At 34.0% G+C, this 22,850-nt stretch carries 15 protein-coding genes and 1 pseudogene; 1 reads left to right on the top strand and 15 read right to left on the bottom strand.

Going from position 1 to position 22,850, the window contains the following annotated elements; all coding sequences use genetic code 11:
* Positions 1 to 173 precede the first annotated feature (173 nt).
* The 15 genes and pseudogenes from ACU1LP_RS02175 to ACU1LP_RS02105 all read right to left on the bottom strand — a co-directional run bounded on the left by ACU1LP_RS02175 (position 174) and on the right by ACU1LP_RS02105 (position 22,397).
* Positions 174 to 1,232 carry an ISAs1 family transposase gene (locus ACU1LP_RS02175; protein WP_445735440.1) on the bottom strand — a complete coding sequence of 353 codons (1,059 nt, stop codon included), beginning with the start codon at positions 1,230 to 1,232 and terminating at the stop codon, positions 174 to 176.
* A gap of 191 nt (positions 1,233 to 1,423) precedes the next feature.
* Positions 1,424 to 2,061 (bottom strand): annotated as a pseudogene (locus tag ACU1LP_RS02170) (transaldolase family protein).
* 74 nt (positions 2,062 to 2,135) lie between these two features.
* The gene (locus tag ACU1LP_RS02165; RefSeq protein ID WP_445735439.1) at positions 2,136 to 3,134 is read right to left on the bottom strand and encodes a GRP family sugar transporter; all 999 of its coding nucleotides are present in this window, start codon (positions 3,132 to 3,134) and stop codon (positions 2,136 to 2,138) included.
* A gap of 70 nt (positions 3,135 to 3,204) precedes the next feature.
* The gene (locus tag ACU1LP_RS02160; protein ID WP_445735438.1) at positions 3,205 to 4,005 is read right to left on the bottom strand and encodes a hypothetical protein; all 801 of its coding nucleotides are present in this window, start codon (positions 4,003 to 4,005) and stop codon (positions 3,205 to 3,207) included.
* A gap of 48 nt (positions 4,006 to 4,053) precedes the next feature.
* Entirely contained in the window at positions 4,054 to 5,601 is a 1,548-nt protein-coding gene (locus ACU1LP_RS02155; protein ID WP_445735437.1) for an alpha/beta hydrolase-fold protein, read from the bottom strand.
* A 15-nt stretch (positions 5,602 to 5,616) separates the two neighbouring features.
* The gene (locus ACU1LP_RS02150; RefSeq protein ID WP_445735436.1) at positions 5,617 to 7,233 is read right to left on the bottom strand and encodes an alpha/beta hydrolase-fold protein; all 1,617 of its coding nucleotides are present in this window, start codon (positions 7,231 to 7,233) and stop codon (positions 5,617 to 5,619) included.
* A 23-nt stretch (positions 7,234 to 7,256) separates the two neighbouring features.
* Complete coding sequence (locus tag ACU1LP_RS02145) at positions 7,257 to 8,825, bottom strand: ADP-ribosylglycohydrolase family protein (protein WP_445733573.1); 1,569 nt, start codon at positions 8,823 to 8,825, stop codon at positions 7,257 to 7,259.
* 12 nt (positions 8,826 to 8,837) lie between these two features.
* Entirely contained in the window at positions 8,838 to 10,412 is a 1,575-nt protein-coding gene (locus ACU1LP_RS02140; RefSeq protein ID WP_445733572.1) for an ADP-ribosylglycohydrolase family protein, read from the bottom strand.
* 95 nt (positions 10,413 to 10,507) lie between these two features.
* Entirely contained in the window at positions 10,508 to 12,508 is a 2,001-nt protein-coding gene (locus ACU1LP_RS02135) for an ADP-ribosylglycohydrolase family protein (RefSeq protein ID WP_445733571.1), read from the bottom strand.
* Between the two features lie 2 nt (positions 12,509 to 12,510).
* The gene (locus ACU1LP_RS02130; protein WP_445735435.1) at positions 12,511 to 14,019 is read right to left on the bottom strand and encodes a RagB/SusD family nutrient uptake outer membrane protein; all 1,509 of its coding nucleotides are present in this window, start codon (positions 14,017 to 14,019) and stop codon (positions 12,511 to 12,513) included.
* Positions 14,020 to 14,034: 15 nt separating this feature from the next.
* On the bottom strand, positions 14,035 to 16,977 hold the full coding sequence (locus ACU1LP_RS02125) for a SusC/RagA family TonB-linked outer membrane protein (protein WP_445733569.1): 2,943 nt from the start codon (positions 16,975 to 16,977) through the stop codon (positions 14,035 to 14,037).
* A 38-nt stretch (positions 16,978 to 17,015) separates the two neighbouring features.
* Positions 17,016 to 17,927 (bottom strand): ribokinase, encoded by a 912-nt coding sequence (gene rbsK, locus ACU1LP_RS02120; protein ID WP_445733568.1) that lies wholly within the window; start codon positions 17,925 to 17,927, stop codon positions 17,016 to 17,018.
* A gap of 179 nt (positions 17,928 to 18,106) precedes the next feature.
* Positions 18,107 to 19,669, bottom strand: a complete 1,563-nt coding sequence (gene citF / locus ACU1LP_RS02115; protein ID WP_445733567.1) for a citrate lyase subunit alpha — start codon at positions 19,667 to 19,669, stop codon at positions 18,107 to 18,109.
* A 9-nt stretch (positions 19,670 to 19,678) separates the two neighbouring features.
* Positions 19,679 to 20,893: an aldolase/citrate lyase family protein gene (locus tag ACU1LP_RS02110; protein WP_445733566.1), complete on the bottom strand. Its 1,215-nt coding sequence runs from the start codon at positions 20,891 to 20,893 to the stop codon at positions 19,679 to 19,681.
* A 19-nt stretch (positions 20,894 to 20,912) separates the two neighbouring features.
* Positions 20,913 to 22,397, bottom strand: coding sequence for an SLC13 family permease (locus ACU1LP_RS02105; RefSeq protein ID WP_445733565.1), 1,485 nt, complete (start codon positions 22,395 to 22,397; stop codon positions 20,913 to 20,915).
* A 229-nt stretch (positions 22,398 to 22,626) separates the two neighbouring features.
* Here ACU1LP_RS02105 and ACU1LP_RS02100 point away from each other — a divergent pair.
* A partial coding sequence (locus tag ACU1LP_RS02100) for a hypothetical protein (RefSeq protein ID WP_445735434.1) occupies positions 22,627 to 22,850 on the top strand: 224 nt, incomplete at its 3' end.

Here is a 22,850-nt window from a genome sequence, read left to right as displayed (position 1 = left end):
AAGGCAAAAAGAAATATTTGAAGGCAAATTGTATTTGGGTATGTAAAGATACTATTTCAATTAAATACCTTGTATAATTTATCTTCAGGGCAAACGCTTTTAAACTTTGAGCAATAATTCTCTGTAACTCTCGTCCATCAATGCTTTTTTCATTTTTTTGGCCTTGCTCTTTTTTATGCTTTTTCATTGACTATCATACCCAAAGCCATTTTTTTCATCATATTCATGTTTTCTGCGGCATTTGCGACATAATTGAGTTGCCCATCTTCTTTCATGGTTACGTCCAAAGACCAGTGCAGATTATTTTCTATTGCCCAATGGCTACGTATGGAATTGTTCATCAATGCTGCGTCCCCAAGTAAAGAACTGATGTAATATCTTGTTTCAGAACTATACGCATCTGTTTTTTTTATGGTTCTTTCCGAGGTGATTTTTATGACCGACCGCAGCCCCGTCCAATTTTCTTTGGTATCCAAAAAATCCAGTTTTGTGATGGCCTCACAAGTTCGTTTTTCTATCCTTCCGTGTCCCAGGTCTTCTTGGATATTGGTTTTTTCCGGTTTTTGGATTCGAAAAACTTTTTCTATCTGTTCTTTTAGTTCGGACTGGTTCTCTTTTACCATTAAAATATAATCGGCTTTTTTGTCGATTATCTTCTCTGCGACCGCTCTCTGGCAGCCCATTGCATCTATGGTCATGATGCACCCTTTTACGGCGACCAAGTCCAGCAGTTCTGGGATTGCCGTAATCTCATTGGACTTTGAGCCTACTTTTACCTGGCCCAAACATAGTGCGTTTTTAGTACAAAAAGCTGATACAATGTGCAATTTGGAACTGTTGAGGTTAGATGCATTTCCTCTAACGGTCTTGCCGTCTATCGGAATTACCCGGCCTTCTGTTTTTGTTGCAATGGAGCTGACCCATTTCATGAAACATTGGTTGAACTCTTTGGTGTCCAGCCTGTTGTACAATCTATTGAGCACGTCGTGCGAAGGTATCCCGTTTTTATATGGATAAAATTTCCGCAGCCATTCCAAATTGTTCTCGCCAAAGTAAATGATGTCGTCCCAGTCTTCGTGCCAACCAGAAATAATGGATGAAATCGTAAGAAACAGAATCTCTTCCAGTGGGTATTGGAAATTGCCTTTCGTGGTTCTTCTAGGTTCTTTCAAAGTGCTAAAGTACTGGGTAAATAATGAGTTGGAAGTTGTTTTGGGCCCGTTTGTGGTCATTTTTTTTATATGGCAGACCTTCTACCATTTGACATGCTAATATACTGTTTTTACTAATAATGACAAAGTTTTTAAAAGCGTTTGCCCTGAATTTATCTTAAATAGGAAACTCATTTCTTTTTAACAACAAATGAACGATTATACTTTTTTAATCTGAAGCGGTTTCTTCAAATCTTTAAATATCCTTTAATTTAATTCTCATTTTTTATAATTCGCAAAAAATTGGCCAATCTACAATCTGTTAATGGATGTTTTTAATAATCTTGTAATTGATGATAAAGGCCTGTTTTGACATCTGAACCAATTTCTGCACAATTGATTACATGCATTGTGTTTCTTACAGATGCCGAAAGAATTTGAGTTTCAAAACCATAATTGTCATAAATCTGTCTTATTTCATAAATAAAATACAAACCATCTGTAGAGATAACATCTAACCTTCCTAAAAAAGGAGACACATAAGTTGCACCAGCTTTAGTAGCTAATAATGCTTGTTCTACTGAAAAAACTAAAGTTACATTTGTCCTGATTCCTTTATTTGAAAAGTACTTACGAGCTTTAACTCCATTAGCCATCATTGGAAGTTTAACACAATCTACGGATGTAATGCTGCTAAAGCTTCTCCTTCTGAAACCATACCTTCAAAAACGGTTGAAATAACTTCGGCACTCACATCGCTTTCAACTATATTACATATCTTCTGATATGCTAATATATTCTCATCACCTGTAATACCTTCTTTAGCCATTAATGATGGGTTTGTCGTGCCCCTATCTAAAACACCTAAAGCTTGTACTTCTGCTATATCTTCAAGGTTGGCTGTATCTATAAAAAATTTCGTGTTTTGGTTTTTATTTTGTTAAAACGGGTTCGTTTAAATATTCTAATACTGGTTACATAAACTTATATGTTTTTAGCCATAATAATCAATGACAATCCAACTATAAATAGTAAAAACATTAGAGCCAATAATTTATTAGTGCCTTTAGGAGCATCTTTAAATTCTTTCCATATAAATATCCCCCAAATAGCCGCTATCATAGTAGCTCCTTGCCCTAAGCCATAGGAAATAGCAAAACCAGCCTCTCCAGCAGCGATCATATTTAAAATAAAACCAAGACACCATATAACACCACCTAAAATTCCAATAAAATGAAGCTTTGGTGTTCCTAATTTAAAATAATCACTGTAGCTTACTTTTTCTCCACTTATAGGTTTATACATAAAAAATGTATTGAAAATAAAGTTTGAAATAAAAATTCCTATTGAAAAAACAAATACAGCAGTATATGGTGTTAGCATCCCTTCTATTGGGTTTGAAAAATCTGAAGACATAGATGCTGCCACAAATCTATAAAAGAAACCCATTAAAACACCTGCTGCTAAAGAAATAACTATGCCTTTTGTAGTTGCTGCTCCTTTTGAAATCCGTTTATAAGCTAAAGCATCTACGATGATTGCTAATGCAACGAGACCAACTCCAACAAACAACAAAACAGGATCTCCTACAGGCAAAGCAATATAATTAACAACTACACCCAACACTAAAGCAATGCCAATTCCAATAGGGAAAGCAATTGCCATACCAGCTATATCTATAGCTGCAACTAACAATAAGTTCGCAATATTAAATACGACACCCCCTAAAAAAGCATAAAATATAGCACTTAATGACGCGTCTCCTAGATTGGGCAGAAATGCTTGCCCACTATCTCCATAGCTTCCTAATGTTAAACCGAAAAGAAGTGATAGTAATACAACACCTAAAGTGTAATCCCAATAAAAAAGAGGGAAACCCCATTTTTTTGAAGCTAATTTTTGCGTGTTTGCCCATGACCCCCAACACAACATCGTTATTACTAAAAAGAATACAGCTAAAATATAGTTATCTATTATAAACATAGTTTGGTTATTTAGTTAAATAGTTCTATTAAAAAATATTAATATTTTCTTTAAAATGCATGCCGTTTAATTAATCTTCATAATACGTATAAGACCATGACTCAGAAAAGCTTCCACCGCTACTTGTTCCATTTTTAGTTAATGTTGCTACTCTATTTTGCTCATCGAAGGTATAATCAAAAGTCGCCCCATATCTAGAATCTGGGTCTGAATCTACTTTCCTTACATAGTTCTTGGCTAATTTTTTTGTAGGACTACCAAATAAACCTCCTGTATTTTTCCATTGAGAATCTACAGTAAATACTTGCTGAATACCACTTGGGTTATTTGCAATAGTGTATTCGAATACTCTATCTTCTCTAATTGTTACTCCATCGTCATAATACCTAATTCTATTAGTAATATTACCGTTATTTATTATGTTTTCGTATTTTAAATGATCCTCACCTCCATAATACTCAATTATTTTACTTAAAATACCCGTAACTTCGTCATACTTAAATTCCGCATATTCTGTTCCCGAACTATTCCATAGTTCTTTACTTACACGTCCTTCTGAGTCAAGCGTATAATTAGTATCATACCCACCTTTTGTAATTGTTAATTTTCCAGCCTGAGAATAATCGTATGTAATCATATCGGGAGCACCACCCTCCCATGAATTAGCTATACTGGTTACACGATCATTATCGTCATAAGTAAATTCCCAACTTTCTGTTCCCCAACTAGCAATAAAGCTTAATTTTTTAATTTTTGAATCTGGAACGAAAGGGTATTCTGAGGTTCCGTCTATTTCGTTAGTACAAGATGAAACGAAAATAAAAGTGAAGCATATCGCAATCGCTTTTAAATACTTTAATGAATTTTTCATAATTTTTTAGTTTTTATGTTTATAGTTAATTTTTTACTTGTAATCCTTTTAATAGTGAATTTTTTTTTGTGTAAAATCTAAAGCGTTTGGAAGTTCTTTTAAGAACCAATTTATTGTGCTTTCTCCTTGATCTACTCGGTATTCGTGGTATATATTTTTCGCTTTCATCATAATATGTGCTAAACCATTGGATTTATAATTTTTGCTCTTATCGGTTGTAGAAATAAAGAACCAGTTACGTTTTAATTCTTCAATTTGGGAATCGCTTCGGGTATTTAAAGTTTCCGTATCAATTGGAGCATTAAATACTACGCACGATGTAAAATCGGCTGTTTTCAAAGCATAATCTAATGCTTTAGCTCCACTAGAATCAAATCCTATAATAGACTGAAACCGGCGTCCATCTCTAATGCGATACTTTGCCTTTGCTTCCTTAATAATCGAATCGAAATTTAATCCTGACTCTAAATCAACAAAAACTGAAATACTAGGTGGAAACTCGCCCACCTTAGTTTGCGATTTTACTTTGCTTATTATTTTTGTTTTAGTAGCATCATTAAATTTTCCTGTGAAATATATTACTGGATAATACCGTTGAGAAGTTTCATAATCTTTTGGTAATAAAACTTCAAATCCTCCATTATTTATCAAGGTTGATTTTTCTATATACGTACTGTCTATTGTATTGTCATTTTCATCACCACGATATGGTTTTTGATTAAAAGCATCATCAATAAAATGTAATCCGTTAATTAAAGAAGCTCTCCAGTATTCAAAAGTATGACCGCCATTTCTTACCCTAAATTCATGATCAAAATCTAAATCTCTTAATAATATGTGTAAGGCTTCGTTGCTTTTGCTTAGTGTTTGTTCATCATCTCCATTATCAATAAAAATCTTTAAATCTTTATATTGGTTTAAGTTCGCTTTATTAAATAAATGGAAAGGGGAGTTATTTTTATAATAAGGTGTAATACGTTCTTCTCCATACAATCCAATCCCACCGAAAAGTCGCCCCCACTGGTCGTCCCATTCCTTACGGTCTTCTGTCATATATTGATCATCGGTTCGTACAGAAATACTTAATGGTACAGCAACAGAAAACACATCAGGATGCTTTAAAGGGAGTATTAAAGCTCCAAAACCGCCCATAGAAAACCCAATAGTAGCCCGATTTTTGTTGTTTGGAATCGTTCTGTAATTAGCATCTATAAAAGGAACTAATTCTTTCACGAACATATCTTGATATAAAAATTTGCGATAAAAATCATTCACATAATAAGTTCTGTAACCTTCGGGCATCACATAAATCATGGGGTGGATTTTGTTTTTGCTTACCGCATCTTCTATATGCTGACTCAACCTGCCGTATTCTAACCAGGAATAATCATTTCCTCCTAATCCATGAAGAAGATAAACAACTGGATACGATTTTTTGCTTTCAAAATAATCTTTTGGAAGAATGATTGAATATTTAACGGGTTGATTGAGTATTTTACTATCGATTGATTTACCCTCATAAGTAACAACCATATCCTGTGCAAAACCCAATGAGGATTGCAAAAGAAACAGCAAGATTATTATGAAAGTTCTCATTAACTATTTTTTAAATTATAATTTTTTACTAAGATTGGAAAGCGAATTACTCAATCCGTTTAAAAATGATTGATATCCATCTATACCTTGTCTTACTCTATATTCATAACCTATATTTTGTTCTCTAATAGCGGCGTACATTTTATTATAACCAGTATATTCTTCGCTATCGTCTGTAATATCTAGATAATAAAAAGTTCCTGGAGTTGGAGACACATTATTTTCCGTTAGATTGGCGCTAAACAAAAAGCATGCATTGAAAAAAGAGGGTTCTTCATTTACAAATTGAGCCACTTTAAGACCGCCTTTTGAATTTCCCATCAAGATTCTTTTTTCTTTTTGTGAAAACGTGCGGTAATTAGAATCTACATAAGTAATTATTTCTTTTATATTAGTTGAACTCAAATCATTTGTTGATGGAATTTCTACAACAATAGCAGATGGCATCGTTAAATTATTCATGGTATTATTTAATAGAGACAACGCGCTTAATTTATTTACGGGTGTTCGAGCGTTGGTATCATGTATAAAATACAAAACAGGGAATTTTGAAGTTTCTGAATCGCCATAACTTTTATTTTTAAGGATGTTTATTTGAATTCCAGAAACATTTTTGGTTTCATAATCTGTTTCTTTAATAGATTCCCCTATTATTGCTGGATCAGGCTCTATGGGATATTCCATTTCTTGAAAAGCAGCACTAATAAACTTTAAAGCTTCTGGATAAGATTTTTTCCAATAATCAAATGAGTGTCCGCCGTTTCTTACACGATATTCATGAGAAATATTTAAATCTCTAAGCACAGTATGTAATTTATCATTTGTAACCGAAAGCGACTCCTCGTCATCACCACAATCAATGAGTAGTTTTAGGTTAGAAAAATTACTTGCACCTTGGTCTTTAAAAAAATAAAAAGGACTGTGTTTTTTAAAATAATCTGTAATTCGATTTTGACCATTTGCCCCTATTCCTCCAAAAATAGGACTCCATTGATAATCATAAACGCTTTGTGGCTCTGCCATATATTGTTCGTCCGTTCTAAAAGACATGCTCAAAGGAACACCAACTGAAAACACATTTGGATTTAAGGCCGGAAGAATCAATGCTCCATAACCACCCATAGAATACCCCATGACCGCTCTATTATTTTTATCACTTTTCGTTCTAAATAATTTATCTATTTCAGGAACCATTTCAATGGTAAGCATATTCATAAAGGGATATCTCCCATTATATCTATTGACATAATATGTATTATAGGCATTTGGCATAACAAAAATCATAGGAGCAATCTCCCCTTTATATTGATCGGAATAATACTGTATCATGCCGTCTGTGTACCATGCCTTTTCATTATTGCCAAAACCATGCAATAAATAAACCACAGGATAATCATCTTTCGATGTATCATATCCATCAGGTAATAAAACGGCGTATTTAACATCTTCGCCTAACATGGTACTATAAAATTTCTGATTAGTCAGCAATCTCGAAAACGGGACCTCTTCCTCCTTTGGGAATGGGTTCTGCTCAGAAACAGAACTGTCACTAGAACAACCAAAAATGGCTATGGAGAGTGCAAAAACCCAAAAGGGTTTATAAAATCGATATTTTAAATCTAGGTTATACATAGCTTTTCTAGTTTATTGTCTTTTTAAATACTTGGGGAATCAGCATAAATGACAATGGATTTCATATAGATACTAAAATCAGGGTTTTTATTTACCCATTTAATTTCTACATGATGGTCTTTATTTTCTAATAAGTATTTGTGAAAAATATCATATTTACGAACTATGTAATCATAGGGCATCTTGACCTGCTCCACTTTTTTGCCATCAATATAAACATCTAAAAGAGCTACATAATCACTTGTCGGCACACTACAAATACTGTTTACATTTCCAAGAACCACAATACCATTTCCCGTAAAATCTATATTGATATTTTTATCAGTATAATACTGTCTTAAATAGCGTTCCTCGGATGGAAAAAGCCCAACAAAAGATTCTTCAAATCTTACTGCTTCAGGTTTTTGTATTTTTACTTTTATATTTTCACCATCAACTTTTCCTCCATTTTGTTGAATTAACTGAAGACTGTGCTTAAAGGTTAAATCATAAACTTCGTTCAGGGAAATCTCCATATAAGGAAATTTCAATCCTTCTACTTCTTCTATTGCTGGTTTCCAATAATCTGGTATGCCATCGTAACCAGACATCACACCTAAAATACCCGCAGCAGTAGCTGGATTACAATCTGAATCTTGGCCACATCTTGTAGAAATATCCATGGTTTTAAAAAAATCTTTTTCTCCATAAAGCAAACCAACTACAACATACGCAGCATTTAGCCTAGCGTCTATATCGAAAGAATTGTAAACCCCCTCAGGACACCCTTTGTCTGATGAATGGGTCTTTTGTATCTCAAACCAAGTCTCCTTCCAATCACCAGGGTATTTTTCGTGCCATTGAATGACATCCGCAATCGTTTTATAAAAAAGGCTTTCTTTAGGAATTGTGCTTAAAGATTCTGAAATGATATAATCAATATCGTCAGACACATAAGCGAGTGTGTACATGGCAGAAACAAAAACACCACCATACCAACCATCCCCGTAATTCATGATGTGACCAACTTTATCACAAAATTCTGAGGCTGTGTTTGTCATTCCAGGCGCCATCATTCCTGCAAAATCCGCTTCTATTTGAAAATCTATATCATCGGCATGGGGATTATTCATCCAATGGCCAGAAGCAGGAGGCATGACTCCATTTAGTATATTATATCGCGCCGCTTGATTCGCGTGCCATAATTTATAATCTTCATTTGCAAATTCCAATGCAAATGCATCTTGAGGGGCATTTAGTCCCACTTTCTCTAAAATATTCACAAAAGTAAGATCAAGATACACATCATCATAAAGTCCCGGATCTGCCTCAAAAGTTTCTTTAATATAGTGGTCATGCCAAACTATTTTTTGATAATCCTGAATCATGGTCCCCTTAAATCTAAATTCTGTGGGACCTCCGAATGTTACGCCTATAGTCTGTCCTGCCCAACCGCCCCTTATTTTATCTTTCAATTCCTCTTTTGAAAAAACTTTATAAGTCTCACTAGGTGTTTTGGATTTCGAAACTTGAGAATTCCCTTTATTGCAGCTACTAACTAAAAAGCCAATAGCGGTTGTGAAGAAAACGTATTTTAAAAATCTAGCTATCATATTCATATTTATTTACATGGGTAAATTGCTCACTGGTTTGTTTTCTGAAAAAACAATTAAATCATTAATCCTGTATTCGTACTCAGGCTTGTGATTTGTCCACTTTAATTTTAAAGTGTGTTTACCTTCCGGCAGGTTATATTTCCAAGCGGGTTCTAATCTTCTTGCCGAATTCTTCATAGGCAACTTAACAGTTTCTTCTAACTTATCGTCTATGTAAACTTCCATCAATGCCACATAAGGGTCATCCGGTTCTGCCAATCCAAAAGATTCAGAACCATAAGTACGCTTAGAAACCCTATCTATATATTTTACATCAACCTTTGATCGTTTTGCCATATTTCCATAGAGTAAAAACCCATTACCGGTAAATTCAAAATTGATTTCATCCGTAAAAGATTCGTCTATTTTTTTTCGCTCAATGGGATAGGTGTTTTCAAAATTTTGCTCAAAGGCCACAGCAACAGGTTCTTCTAATGGAATTGTTAATTGGTCTTGCTCTATTTTCCCTCCTGAATCCTTTATAATTTGCAAAGCATGTTTCATACTTAAATCATAAGCTTTACTCAAAGACATATCCGTATTTTCAAAATTATCCTTTTCTATTTCTTGGAGTGGTTTCAACCAAAAATCCGGAATATTATCGTACCCCGTCATTACCCCTAGCACACCACCTACTGTTGCAGGGTTACAATCGGCATCTTGTCCGCAACGCGCGGCTATATCTACAGATTTTGAAAAATTTGCATTTCCATACAACAAACCAATTGTTACATAAGCAGAATTAATTTTAGCATCAATATTGAACCCTAAGAAAACCCCTTTAGGGCAACCGATATCTTTATTCCACTTTTTTTGTAGTTCAAACCAAGTTTGCTTCCAATCATCGGGAAATTGTTTTTTCCATGCTATAACATCGCTTATGCATTCATAAAACTTAGTCCCTTTTGGGATTGATTTAATAGCGTTTTCAACGATTTGAGTTGGGTTATCAGAAATAAACGCCGATGAATACAGTGCCGAAACGTAAACACCCCCATACCAGCCATCGCCACTATTCATAACATGGCCTACTCTATCTGCTATTTCTGTGGCTTTATTAACCATTCCTGGTGCCATTAAGCCAATAAAATCTGCTTCGATTTGAAAATCAATATCATCTGCATGTGGATTGTTTTTCCAATTACCTGATTCTGGCGGTAAAATGCCGTTTAAAATGTTATATCGCGAGGCTTGATTAGCATGTGCTAAATGGTATGCTGTGTTGGACCAATGTTCTGCTATTTCTTTAGAACTAGCGTTGATGCCAAACTTTTCAAAAGCACTTACAAAATTCAAATCAGTATAAATATCGTCAAATAGCCCTGGTTTTTTGTCCCACCAATATTTCACATAATGTTCATGCCATGGTATATTCTGATATTCATCGATTAAAGAGCCATTGTACTTAAATTCCACTGGTGCTCCATAAACCACTCCTATGGTCTGTCCAGCCCATCCTCCTTTAATTTTGTTCTGCAATTCTTGCTTAGAAATTACGAGTGAATCTTTTGTAATTGTTTCGTTAACATCTTTGGAATCTGACATTTTAGACGTTTTATCATTACATGCTAGAACACTAAAAATCAAGATAATCATCAGTCCTTTTAAAAAATTATGTTTTATTAAATTCATATCTACTTTTATTTTTGTGAATTATGAACACTTAATTCAGTTATTGACGTGAAGCCTGATACGTTTTTAGTGTATTTATTCCAATGATCTTGAATAGCAGCATCTCCAATAATTCGGATTGCCTTTGTCGTTACAGGTTGAAAAGTCAAAATGTATTCTGCAAAATGCGGTTGAAAGAAAATAATATCCGTTTCTGGTAATTTAGGATTTATACTTTGTTTTTCAACAGCAACCCATTTACCTTCATTGTTTTTGTATTGAACATTTAAGGATGTAAACCATCCTCCAAATTCTTCCATCCCACCTGTATTGAATACAATCATATCCATGGTTTGTGCTTCATTCCATGCATACCCATAATAATCGACCTTAGGTATTTTTGCCTTTGCAGCTAAACTATAAAAGACAGAATTTGCACCGTTAAACACACCATCATTTATAATTTTAGGCGTTTTGGCATACATAGAATGACCAAAAGTTGTCCAACTCGAATCCAAAACTGCTTCATTTAGATTGTTAACATTAGCAATTATAGAATCTGTTTTTTTAGCAAGATTTTCGTTTTTAACCAATAAATCAAATGTCTTTGACAAAATGGTTTTACCATTGTCCAGTTGTATTTTAATCGGGAATACGCCATATTCTTGTGGAGTTCCTTTGAGCCTTCCTTTTTCAAAATTAGTCCCTGGCGGAAGTTCCCCACTAACTAAAGACCAATTATATACTTTATTGGCATCACTATAGAATGTAAAATCCACAGGTTGGTTAACTTCCATTTTTGCAGGAGGGCCTATATAGAATTCTAGCGGGGCTTTAAACTGTACATTGGTATTAATTTTTACTGTTTTAGTATTTTCAGATACTGAACCTCCTTTTTCCTCAATAAGTTTAAGGGTCATTGCAAGCGTTCTATCAATTATATCCTGAATACTGGCATCTGGCAAATCATAACGTGTAATATTTATGTATTTATCATTAAAAGGTTTCGTCCAGCCTTCTATAGGTAAGTACAAATCTTTAGGTAATTCCTTAAATCCTGAAATAATACCTAACAATCCAGCAACAGTTGCTGCTTGGTTGTCCGCATCAAAACCCATGGCACAGGATAAGTCGAGTGTGCGTTGAAAATCTCCATTCCCGTAAAGCATTGCTAAAATCCCACTTGCCCCATTTAGGTTGGCATTCCAAATTGTCTTAGTCAAGTCAGGTTCGTTTATATAATACTTTAATGCCATTTCTTTCCTTGCATCTTGCCACTTTGGATACTTTTTATGAAGGGCAATCATATCACGGACAGTCTGTGCATATCTTCCATCTTGCGGTAGAGCATTTAGACCAATTTCGATTAATTTATTAATATCCTTTTCGAAAAAAGCGGCTGCATACATGGCGCCGTAATGTATTGTCGGTTCAGTACCCCAATCGTCACTCGTTACACGAGCCGCCCAATCTGATTTTTGAGCAGCATAGTCAATCATGCCAGGGGCTGTGTAAGCCCATATTTCATTTATTAACTGGGGATCAATTTGAAACCAATGCGGGTTGATTTCTTTATTCCCTGTAAAAGGAGGGGTATAACCATAGTGCATAAGCCCTAAAGCTGCTCGATTAGCAAGCCAAACACGATCTCTGATATAATACATCCAAGACTCTCTTATTTGTTCATAAGTTGGTTCCACTCCATATTTTTCCATATTCAACAAATACATATACTCTACATCAGTATCATCGTCAGAAAACGCACCATTGTATTGCTTGAGCTTATCAAGGTTCTTTGTATAACCATATGGCCAATTCTCCTTTCCTGGAGCATCTATATATTTATTTTCGTGTGGTAGGCCATAGATATTCCCTATCATTTGACCTATCCAAGCGCCTGCTATCTTATCTCTTAATTCATCAACTGATATTGATTTGAATTTCGATGGCGGATCTACATTTTTATTAGTTGCATTAACAACTAAAAATGGTATTAATAGATATATTAAAATTGAGATTTGTTTCTTCATTATTAATCTGGGTTTTGTGTTAAGTTTGGATTGGTGTTTATTGCCGATTGTGGAATAGGGAATAATTTTTTGCTAGGTGAAGATGCTGGTTTTGCCCACCAAGCATTGCCATAGACACCAAAACGAATTAAGTCTTGTCTCCTTCTTCCTTCCCAAGCAAATTCTCTTCCAAATTCATCTAGCAATTCTGTATCAGACAGATCGCCAGTAGTATAAGGTGTTAACCCAGCTCTAGTTCGTATTTTTTGTAGCTCTGAATCATTAATAAATTCGCCAGCTCTTCCTAGTCTGTAAAGCCCTTCTAGTTTCATATAAAGTACATCTGCATATCTGAAAAGAACAAAATCATTTTCCATATCGGCTCCATAATTTATATTTTTTTGATACTCGTATTTAGCAATTCTGGCACCTTCCCATTTTTTTCTTGAATTATAATCTGCAATAGTTGGCGTGTATATAAAATTTTCCCCACCATCTACTATAGGGTTACCATTGCTATCAAATTGTTGTCCAAATAAAAATGAATTGCGTCTTAAATCGCTAACATCATATTTTGCGAAAAAATCTGGTTGTACTACAAAACCATCCCATGGATCTGCAATCATGTCAAAAGATTTTTTACTAGATGGATTTAATGACAAATACCCCCAATAAAAACCATCTCCCGTAAGACTAGGATGAAATGGAATCACAAAAATATTCTCTGAAGAGTTTTCATTTTTAACTTTAAAATTAGCAAAATAATCATTCTCTAAAGAATAGCCTCCTGTTGCAATAACAGCATCACAAGCTGCTATGGCTTCAACAAATTTATCTTCACCAGTCCATTCTTTAGCATTTAAATACATTTTAGCTAATAGCGTATAAGCCATACCTTGCGTTACTCTACCGTAGTATTCTGGAGTAGGAGTTTCTTGTAACGCCCCTACATTATCGGTAATTTCTTTCACTATAAAATCGAAAATAAATTTACGCCCAGGTTGTTTTGGCAATTCTACTTCTCCAAAATCCACCGAGTATGGTACGTTCCCCCAATTGTCTATAGCCCAGTAGTAATAAAAAGCTCTAAGGATTTTAATTTCTCCCTCAACACGTGCTTTACTATCAAATTCAATAGGTGTTATTACAGATAGAATTTCATTACAATCACCAATAGCACCAAACACATTATCCCAAGACCTTTGTAGAATCTTATTATTTGCTGTAGAACTGTTCATGGTGTGTTTTTGGATCATCTCCCAACGGCCTTGATCATACCAATCCCCATTGTCTTTAGCGGGAATCACCAACTCATCTGATGCATTTTCGCTAAGTGCCCATAAATATTGTTCGCCAGGATACTTTTGTAATTTAGTGTAAGCACGAGCAGTATATGCTACCAAGTCCTTTTCACTATTAAAAAATTTATTGGCTTCTAATTCTGAATACACTGTTTCAGATAGATCAGTACAAGAAAACCCTAAACCAATTAGGAGTACTGAGCATGCTATTTTTAAAATATTCGTTTTCATGATAGTTTTTTTTTATTAAAATTTTACGTTTACTCCAAAAGCAACGGTAGTTGTTCTTGGATAATATGATAAAGCATCGATACCTGGCTCTATACCTCCTAAATTAACTTCAGGATCTATACCGTTGTATTTTGTAATGGTAAAGACATTTTGAGCGGAACCAAATATGCTAAGGCTTGATATTAAACTTGATTTTATATTAAAATTATGACTAAGTGTTATGTTATCCATTTTTAGAAATGATGCATCTTCAATATATTTTGAAGAGTATGTAATATTTCCTGTAAATTCTGGATTCTCATATTGAGTTCGGACTACATTTCTAAGTCCAATAACGCTCCAAGATTCATAATACAACCTGTATGCATTTAATACATCTCCACCAATTCCTGCACGCATTGCAAAACTTAAATTCCAATTTTTGTAATCGAATGCGTTACTCCAACCAAGAATAGCATCTGGATTTGCATTTCCTATTTTTTCCCAATCGCTCTTATCAACTTCCCCTAGTGGATTTTGATTTTTAAAAATATCTACACCATCCTCACTTACACCTAGCCAAACAGGGCCGTAAAAAGACCCAAGTTCTTGACCTTCTTCAATACGTTGTGTATTCACAGTTACAGAACCTCCTAAGAAGCCACGCTCATAAGAGGTTTGCGTAAAATCACTGTTAGAAATTCTATCTAAAGTGTTCTTATTCGTACTTGCCGTAAATGTGGTATTCCATTTAAAATTTGGCGTATCCACAACCAAAGCATTTAAGGTTAGCTCTAGACCTTTGTTACTAATTGTACCAACATTTGTAAATAATTGGTTAAACAAATACGGTGGTACAGGCACATCAAAATTCCATAATAAATCTTCTGTTTTACGTTCGTAGTATTCAATACTACCACTTAACCTTTGGTTGAAGACAGAAAAATCTAATCCAAAGTTATATTCTATTTTCTTTTCCCATCTTAAATCAGGATTCGGGTTTTGCCCTGGTCCGTAAGAATTAATCCATTGTTGATTATAAAATATGCTTCCAACGCGTCTTAATAAAATCTGGGATTGATACGGATCAAAAGCTTGATTACCAGTAACACCATAACCAACACGCAGTTTTAAACCATTTACCCAATCCACATCTTTTAAGAATTGCTCTTCATTAATTCTCCAACCTATACTTACAGCAGGAAAAAGACCCCATTTGTTATTATTACCAAATTTAGATGAACCCTCTCGTCTAAGTGAAGCCGATAGCAAATATTTATCTTTATAATTGTAAGTAGCCCTTCCAAAAAATGAAATTAATGTATTTTTACTCTTATAAGATCCAACACTAGCATTTCCTTCAGAAAGCCCTAAACCAGCACCTATGTTATTATACAAAAAAGTATCTGAATCAAATTCTGTATTACTCAAAAAAGAATTATTAAATATATTTTCCTGAAATGAATATCCCCCAATAAGTCCTAAGTTATGATCTCCAAAATCCTTGTTGTAATTCAAAATACTTTCAAATTGAACATCTGTAGTTCTTCCATTTGAAATTTCGGCTTCTCCACCAGCTCCTAAAGACGTTGGATAAAAGTTAGTCCTATACGAATTATCTTCCCATTCTGATGTTTGTTCAGATATAAAATTATCCCAAGTTAAGTTATCTGTAATTTTTGTAGTGATACGTAAATTTGTATATAAATCGTTGGTTTTGCCATCTCTGGTTCTTTCATTTAACAAAGCTACTGGGTTATAATAATCTATACCTGGCACGAATGAGTAACCTCCAGTATCCGGATCACTATCATCAAACACAGGTTGTGTAGGGTTTTGAATAAATGCTTGTCTAAAAATATCATAATTCGCAGGACTGTATTTTCTACTTCCTCTAATTATATTAAAGTTGAATTTAACGATATCGTCAAACATGCTGGTAATGATATTTGTTTTAATTAATAACCTTTCAGTTTCATTCCTTTTCAGCAAGCCTTCACTGGTATTGAATGTAGCAGAAGTACGATGCGAGAAACGCTCATCTCCTCCAAAAACTGAAAAAGTGTTTTGTGTACTTATTGGAGATGATCTTGTAACCTCATCAAACCAATCTGTTTTACTGCCATAAAGACTACCTGTTTTAGAAGGTTCGTATCTGTTAATAGCATCTACAAACTCGTCTGCTGTAAGATTTTCTACACCTTGTGGATTTATTTGAGTGGAGACTTGAGAAGAATATTCAAAAGTACTCTTTCCTCCTTTAGCTTGTTTTGTTGTAATAATAATAACACCATTGGTACCTCTAGTACCGTAAATTGCCGCCGCAGAACCATCTTTCAATACATCGAAAGATTCTATGTCTTGAAAATTTACATTCCGCAAGTCTGCCCCTATCATACCATCTATTATTATTAAAGGCTGTTGGCCAGAAGTAAGCGTATTTGCACCTCTTAATAGAATTTGATAACCAGATTGCGGGTCTGCCCCATTAGGTTGTGTTATAGACAAACCTGCAACTTTACCTTGAATTAACCCTACAGGATCAGTAAAAAAACCTTCGTTAAATTCCTCTGATTTAATAGACGTTACGGCTCCAGTACTTTCCTTTTTTGTAGATTGGCCATAACCAATCAATACAATTTCATCTAAACCTTCTAAAGATTCTTCAAGAGTAATATTATATGTAGTGTTCGAAGAAGTTACTAAAACTTCCTGAGGTTTATAACCTAGATAAGAAAATACTAATGTAGATGATACAGGCGCTTTTAATTTATAATTTCCATCGAAATCTGAAAGTGTTCCTATTTGTGAGTTTTTAACAATTACATTAACACCTGTAAGTGGCAAACCTTCATTACTTTTTACTTGGCCGCTTATATCAATATTTTGAGCGAACAAATTAGTTGTTATAAAAACAATTATTAGCAAGCATGCTAATGTTTTAAAACGTGGTGATTTAGAAAATAGTTTAGGTATCATATGCTTCTTTTTTAGTTTATTTTTAATTAGTTTATTTTTTAGATAACCGATAATTCTTTTTTATAAGGTATTGAAGATTGTGCTCCCATTTTTTGAACACAAAGCCCTGAAACTTTTACTGCTTGCTTTACAGATTCAGTAATGGATTTACCTTCTGACAAACCAACGCATAATGTGCCATTAAAACAATCGCCTGCTGCGGTAGTATCTACAGCAGTCACTTTATTTGCTGGAATAGTAGAATATTGATTACCTTCTTTCACAAATGCCCCTAAAGCCCCCATGGTAATTACCACATTTGCAACACCCTTACCGCTAATAATATCGGCTGCTTCTTTTGCTTTTTCATAATCTGTCACTTTAATACCTGAAAGTATTTCAGCTTCGGTTTCATTTGGTGTTATTAGATAAAGACCCTTTAATAATTTTTCAGGTAAACTTCTTGCAGGAGCTGGGTTTAGAATAACTGGCGTTTGTTTTTCTAAAGCCAGTTCTGAAACGTACTCTACAGTCTCTATTGGAATCTCTAATTGCATCAATATAAAATCGGCACTATTAATTTGAGTTTTAAATTTTTCAATATCTTTTGGCATAAGATTACCATTAGAACCTGAGGCGACCGTAATACAGTTTTCACCATGTGAATTAACCATTATAAGTGCTACTCCTGATGGGTTTTTTGGATCGGATAATATGAGATCCGTATTAATGCCTTCAGAATTATAAAGCTCTACGGATTGTTTCCCAAAAACATCGTTTCCCGTTTTTGCAATAAATGTAACAAGCCCACCTTGTCTTGCTGCGGCCACGGCTTGGTTAGCGCCTTTACCTCCTGGATTCATTAAAAATGTACCTCCTATAACTGTTTCACCAGGTGTTGGCAAACGGTCACTTTTAATAACCATATCTGTGTTGCAACTTCCTACAACAAGTATTTTTTTCTTATCCATATGTTATATTATTATCAATAAATCTATTGTTTTATTTAATAATTAAATAACATATATTGTATTAAAAATATATATATAAAATCATTAAATTAATTTTAAATATATGATATTCAGTAAATTAAATGATTATATTTTATAATAAAAAATAATTTAAAACCTATTAATAGGCTTAATTATAGTTATTCAATAATTTTTTTAACAACATCTATCACTGTACCATCAACCCATTTAATAACAGCCACTACTTCATCTTGAAATTTTGGTTTTTGTGGCACACCACAAATTCTTTCAGCCTCTTCTTTTAATTCATAAATGGTTTTAATAGGCAATCCTAAACCCTTTGTTTGCTCAATTAAGTCAGTTCGCAATGGGTTAATTGCAATACCGCGTTCTGTTATAATAACATCGATTAACTCCCCAGGACCACATATTGTTGTAACTTGATCTTTAATTACCGGAATTCGATCTCTAAACAGTGGGATTGGCAGAATGGTACACTTAGAGAATAAACAGTTTTGCCAGCCCCCTAAGCCGTGTAGTAATAAACCATCAGAATGTGTTACTACATTACCATTAAAATTCACATCAACTTCAGTAGCACCTAGAACAACGACATCTACCAATTGAGCAAAATTTCCCTTTCCATGAAAATTATAACTTGTAAATGGACTTGTATCAACATGGTTTGGGTTTTTCCTCATAGAATCAACGCCATTTAAATCGAAAGTTTGGCCATCTAAAATAAATTCCACTAAACCTTTATTTAGCATATCTACTAAAAATTTATTACTGCCACCTCTAGCAAAACGTGCTTTAATGCCTTTTCTTTTCATGATTTCGGCAAAATAATATCCGACTGCAAGAGAAGTTCCTCCAGCTCCTGCTTGAAATGAAAATCCGTTTTTAATAATACCAACTTGATCACAGAACTGGGCAGTAAGTTTCGCTAAAAACAAGCGGTCTGGACTTTTTGTAATGGCTGTGGTTCCAGATAATATTTTTTCTGGGATGCCGATTTTATCAACCTCTACAACAAAATCTACATAGTTACCTTGAATCTGCCAAGGCAAACAGGGAAAAGGTATAAGATGATCCGTAACTACGATGACTTTATTTGAGTATTGAGAATCTGCTAAGGCAAAACCCAACAATCCACATGCGGAAGGTCCATTAACACCATTTGCATTACCAAAAGCGTCTGCTGTTGGCGCAGCAATTACCGCTATATCTATTTTAACTTCTCCATCTTGAACTGCTTGATAACGTCCACCATGAGAGCGAAGTACACCAAGTCCTTTCATTTTTCCCTGAGACACATAACGCCCTAGCGTACCATTTAAACTGCCTTCAATATGATGGATTGTACCATTATCTAAATATTTAATAAGCTCTGAATGGCACTCAAAAGAAGCTGACGGAAACCAAATTAAATCTTTAATACCAAATTCTGATGCTATTTTAAAAACTTGATTAGCTATAAGGTCTCCATTTCTAAAATGGTGATGTGTAGAAATTGTCATGCCGTCTTTTAAACCTGACTTGATTAACGCATCTTTTAAATTTGAAACCTGCTTATTTCCATCTGACGGAAAGTCTACACAAGTAGGAATTCTAGGCGCATGCTTATAACCTTCTGGTTTGTGTTTATTAACCCCTTTATAAGGGATAACCTTAAGCCCGTTTACAAAACGAGGCACTTCCCTATTGACAGCATTTACAAGTATATTATTCTCTTTTTCCATACGCTTAAGCTAAATACTGGTCCAATTTTTATTCAATTTATCTAAAGCAATCGCTTGTTCAATTATAAATTTGGCTTTTTCGACTACTGGAGCATCAATCATTCTTGTACCAAGTGAGACCACACCAAATCCATTTTTAGTAGCTTCATTAAATGCTAAAACAATAGTTTTTGCCTCTTCTATTTCGTCTTCAGTTGGTGCAAAATGCGCACTAATTATTTCTATTTGTCTAGGATGAATACACCCCATACCTTCAAAACCAATTGCTTTTGATGCTAAAACATTTTCCTTTAAAGAGTCCAAATCCTCAACATCACTAAATACAGAATCTATAGGCTGTATTCCAAATGCCTTGCATGTTGTAATAAGTTGCATTCTTGCAAATAATGATTCCATACCTAACGGCGTTCTTTTTACACCAAGATCTGCAGTATAATCCTCTAAGCCTATCGCCATTCCTATAATTAAATCTGAAGATTTAGCAATTTCAACACTATTCAATATGCCTTTAGCACTTTCAATAATAGGCATTAACCAAATGGGATGATTGGAATTTGATGCTTTCTGAATTTTTTCAATATGCTCAATAATCGTAGTTATTTGGCGCGCACTTTCACATTTAGGTATTAAAATAAGATTAACGTTGTGTGGTACAATAAATGATAAATCCTTTAAACCTTCTGGAAATTGATTGATTCTAACCATTCTTTCCACACCTAAAAAATCCAGATTTCTTAATGCATTTCTAACTAAGAAACGGGCTTCATGCTTTTTTGAAAACGCGACCGCATCTTCTAAATCTAAAATGACACCATCCGGTTTATGAATACCAGAATTAATCATTAAACTTGGTGTATTCCCTGGCAGATACAGTCTGGTAACTCGTGGTCCTTTTTTTAGAGATGGTAGTTTATTTTGTGAAATCTGATTTAACAAAAATTCTTTATCGCTAGGCTTAACAAGTTTTATAACAGCCTCTAGTCTTGCTGCTATTACAAAATCTAAAGCACCACTATCTTCTATATCTAAAACAGCATGATTTATTTCAAAAAAAGCAAGAATCTCAAAAAAAATAGACTCAATATGTTTACCGTAAATAGATTTAACCTTGCTTACTAAATTTATTTTAATACCACCCTGTTCTTTTAATTCTAAAGTAATAAAACAATCAGACCTTACCCTCTCGCCTTTATTTCCTACAGAATATATATTGGTTTTTTTCATAATAAGTTTAAATACTATTTTACTCTTTCAACGCCCAAACAGGCATTTCTAATTCAATCCCAAGCCACGGAATAATAACAAAATAGAATATTAAAGGTAACAATATCATGGTTATTATATTCAGCCAAAATCCACATTTAATCATCTCAGGAACCGAAACACGATTACTAGCAAAAACGACAGTATTTGGCCCTGTAGCAGCTGGCATCATAAATGCACTCGAACATGCCACAGTTGCCGGAATCATGAAAAGCAACGGGTTCATGTGAGCCGCCAAAGCTGTACTTGCCAGAATAGGTAAAAGAATATTTGCACTAGCTGTATTAGAATTAAATTCTGTAAATATTAAAGCAAACGCAATTATAACAATTAGAATGGTGAAAAAAGAAAAATTACTCACAAAAGTGAGTTGATTTCCTAACCAATTCGCCAAACCAGTAGAATCGAATCCATTAGCAACTGCATAGCCACCACCAACAATAATAACAACTCCCCAAGGCACTTGACTAGCCTCTTTCCAATTTAATAATTTCCTTTCTTTATTGGCGGGTATAATAAATAATAATATTGCTGAAGTCATGGCTATAGTGCCATCATGGATTCTTCCTGAAACGCCAAACAATTCAGTCCAACCGTATAGATGTAAATCTCCAATAAAAATGGCATCTTTAAAAACCCAAGCTAAAACTGTAAAAACAGCTACAAATAGCACACGTTTTTCGCCTAATTTCATAGCACCCAGACTTACTAATTCTTTTTTAACCACATTTAAATTATCACTTAATTTACCATCAATTTTAAAATACTTGATTATAAACAACCAAAATATAGGTAGAAATATAAATACAACAGGCATTCCTATTTTTAACCATTTAAAAAAATTGAATGTCGGAGCATCAGGAAAAAGCTTTTCAAAAATGCCAATAAAAATCATATTTGTTGGAGATCCTATTAGAGTAGCAAGCCCACCTATGGAAGCAGAATAAGCAATAGCAAGCATCAAAGCGGGTGCAAAACGGTTTTTACCCGCAGTAATATTTTCATCTTTTTCAATAATAGACAACCCTATAGGAAGCATCATTAAGGCAGTTGTTATATTGGCAATCCACATGGATATAAAAGCAGTAGCCACCATCATGCTTAAAATAATACGCGAACGACTTGTGCCAAAAAAACTTAAAATTTTCAAAGCAATCCTTTTATGCAAGTTTTGAATCTCTATAGCTTTAGCCAAAAAAAAGATTGCCAAAAACATGAGCACATAATTATGCCCGTAATTTGAAGCCGTTTCTGCTGGTGTTAATATATTAAAAAAGGGAAATAGCACTAGAGGCACAAAAGCAGTTACATAAACAGGAACAGCTTCTGTAATCCACCAAACACTCATAAGCACGACTACGCCAGCTGCAGCTTTCGCTACATCACTCATACCATCTGGAGTAGGCAAAAGCAGAATGATAATAAAAAGCAAAACACCTACAATTATTCCTATATTTTTTTTCAAAATCAATATGTTTATTCTCAAATATATTTGAAATAAACACCAATAATCATCAAAAAATAAATTATTTTTATATTTTTAAACAAAGGCTATTTTAAACAAAATACTGAAAAACAATTATTTAAATAAAATATATTCAATATAATTATTTTCTAAGATGACAAAAACTGAATCTCTAATATATTTAATAAACTCGCTAACAAAGGCTGAAAAGAAATCCATTAGTAGTTCTATGATGAACTCCACATCAAACTTCGAGAAGCTGTATAACATTATTCTAAAAAAGAAAAATATTACAGCAGATTTGGTTCGACAAGAATATGATACTATTTGTGAAAACACATCTTTTGAAACCTCTGTAATTTACCTTCATAAGCATTTATTAAACGCTATTTTAGAATTACGAAAATATCAAAATCCAAATTTTTTATTATTTGATAATATTGCCAAGGCTAG

The organism is Mariniflexile sp., assembly GCF_052728615.1.
This window is presented reverse-complemented; position numbering and strand designations above follow the sequence as displayed.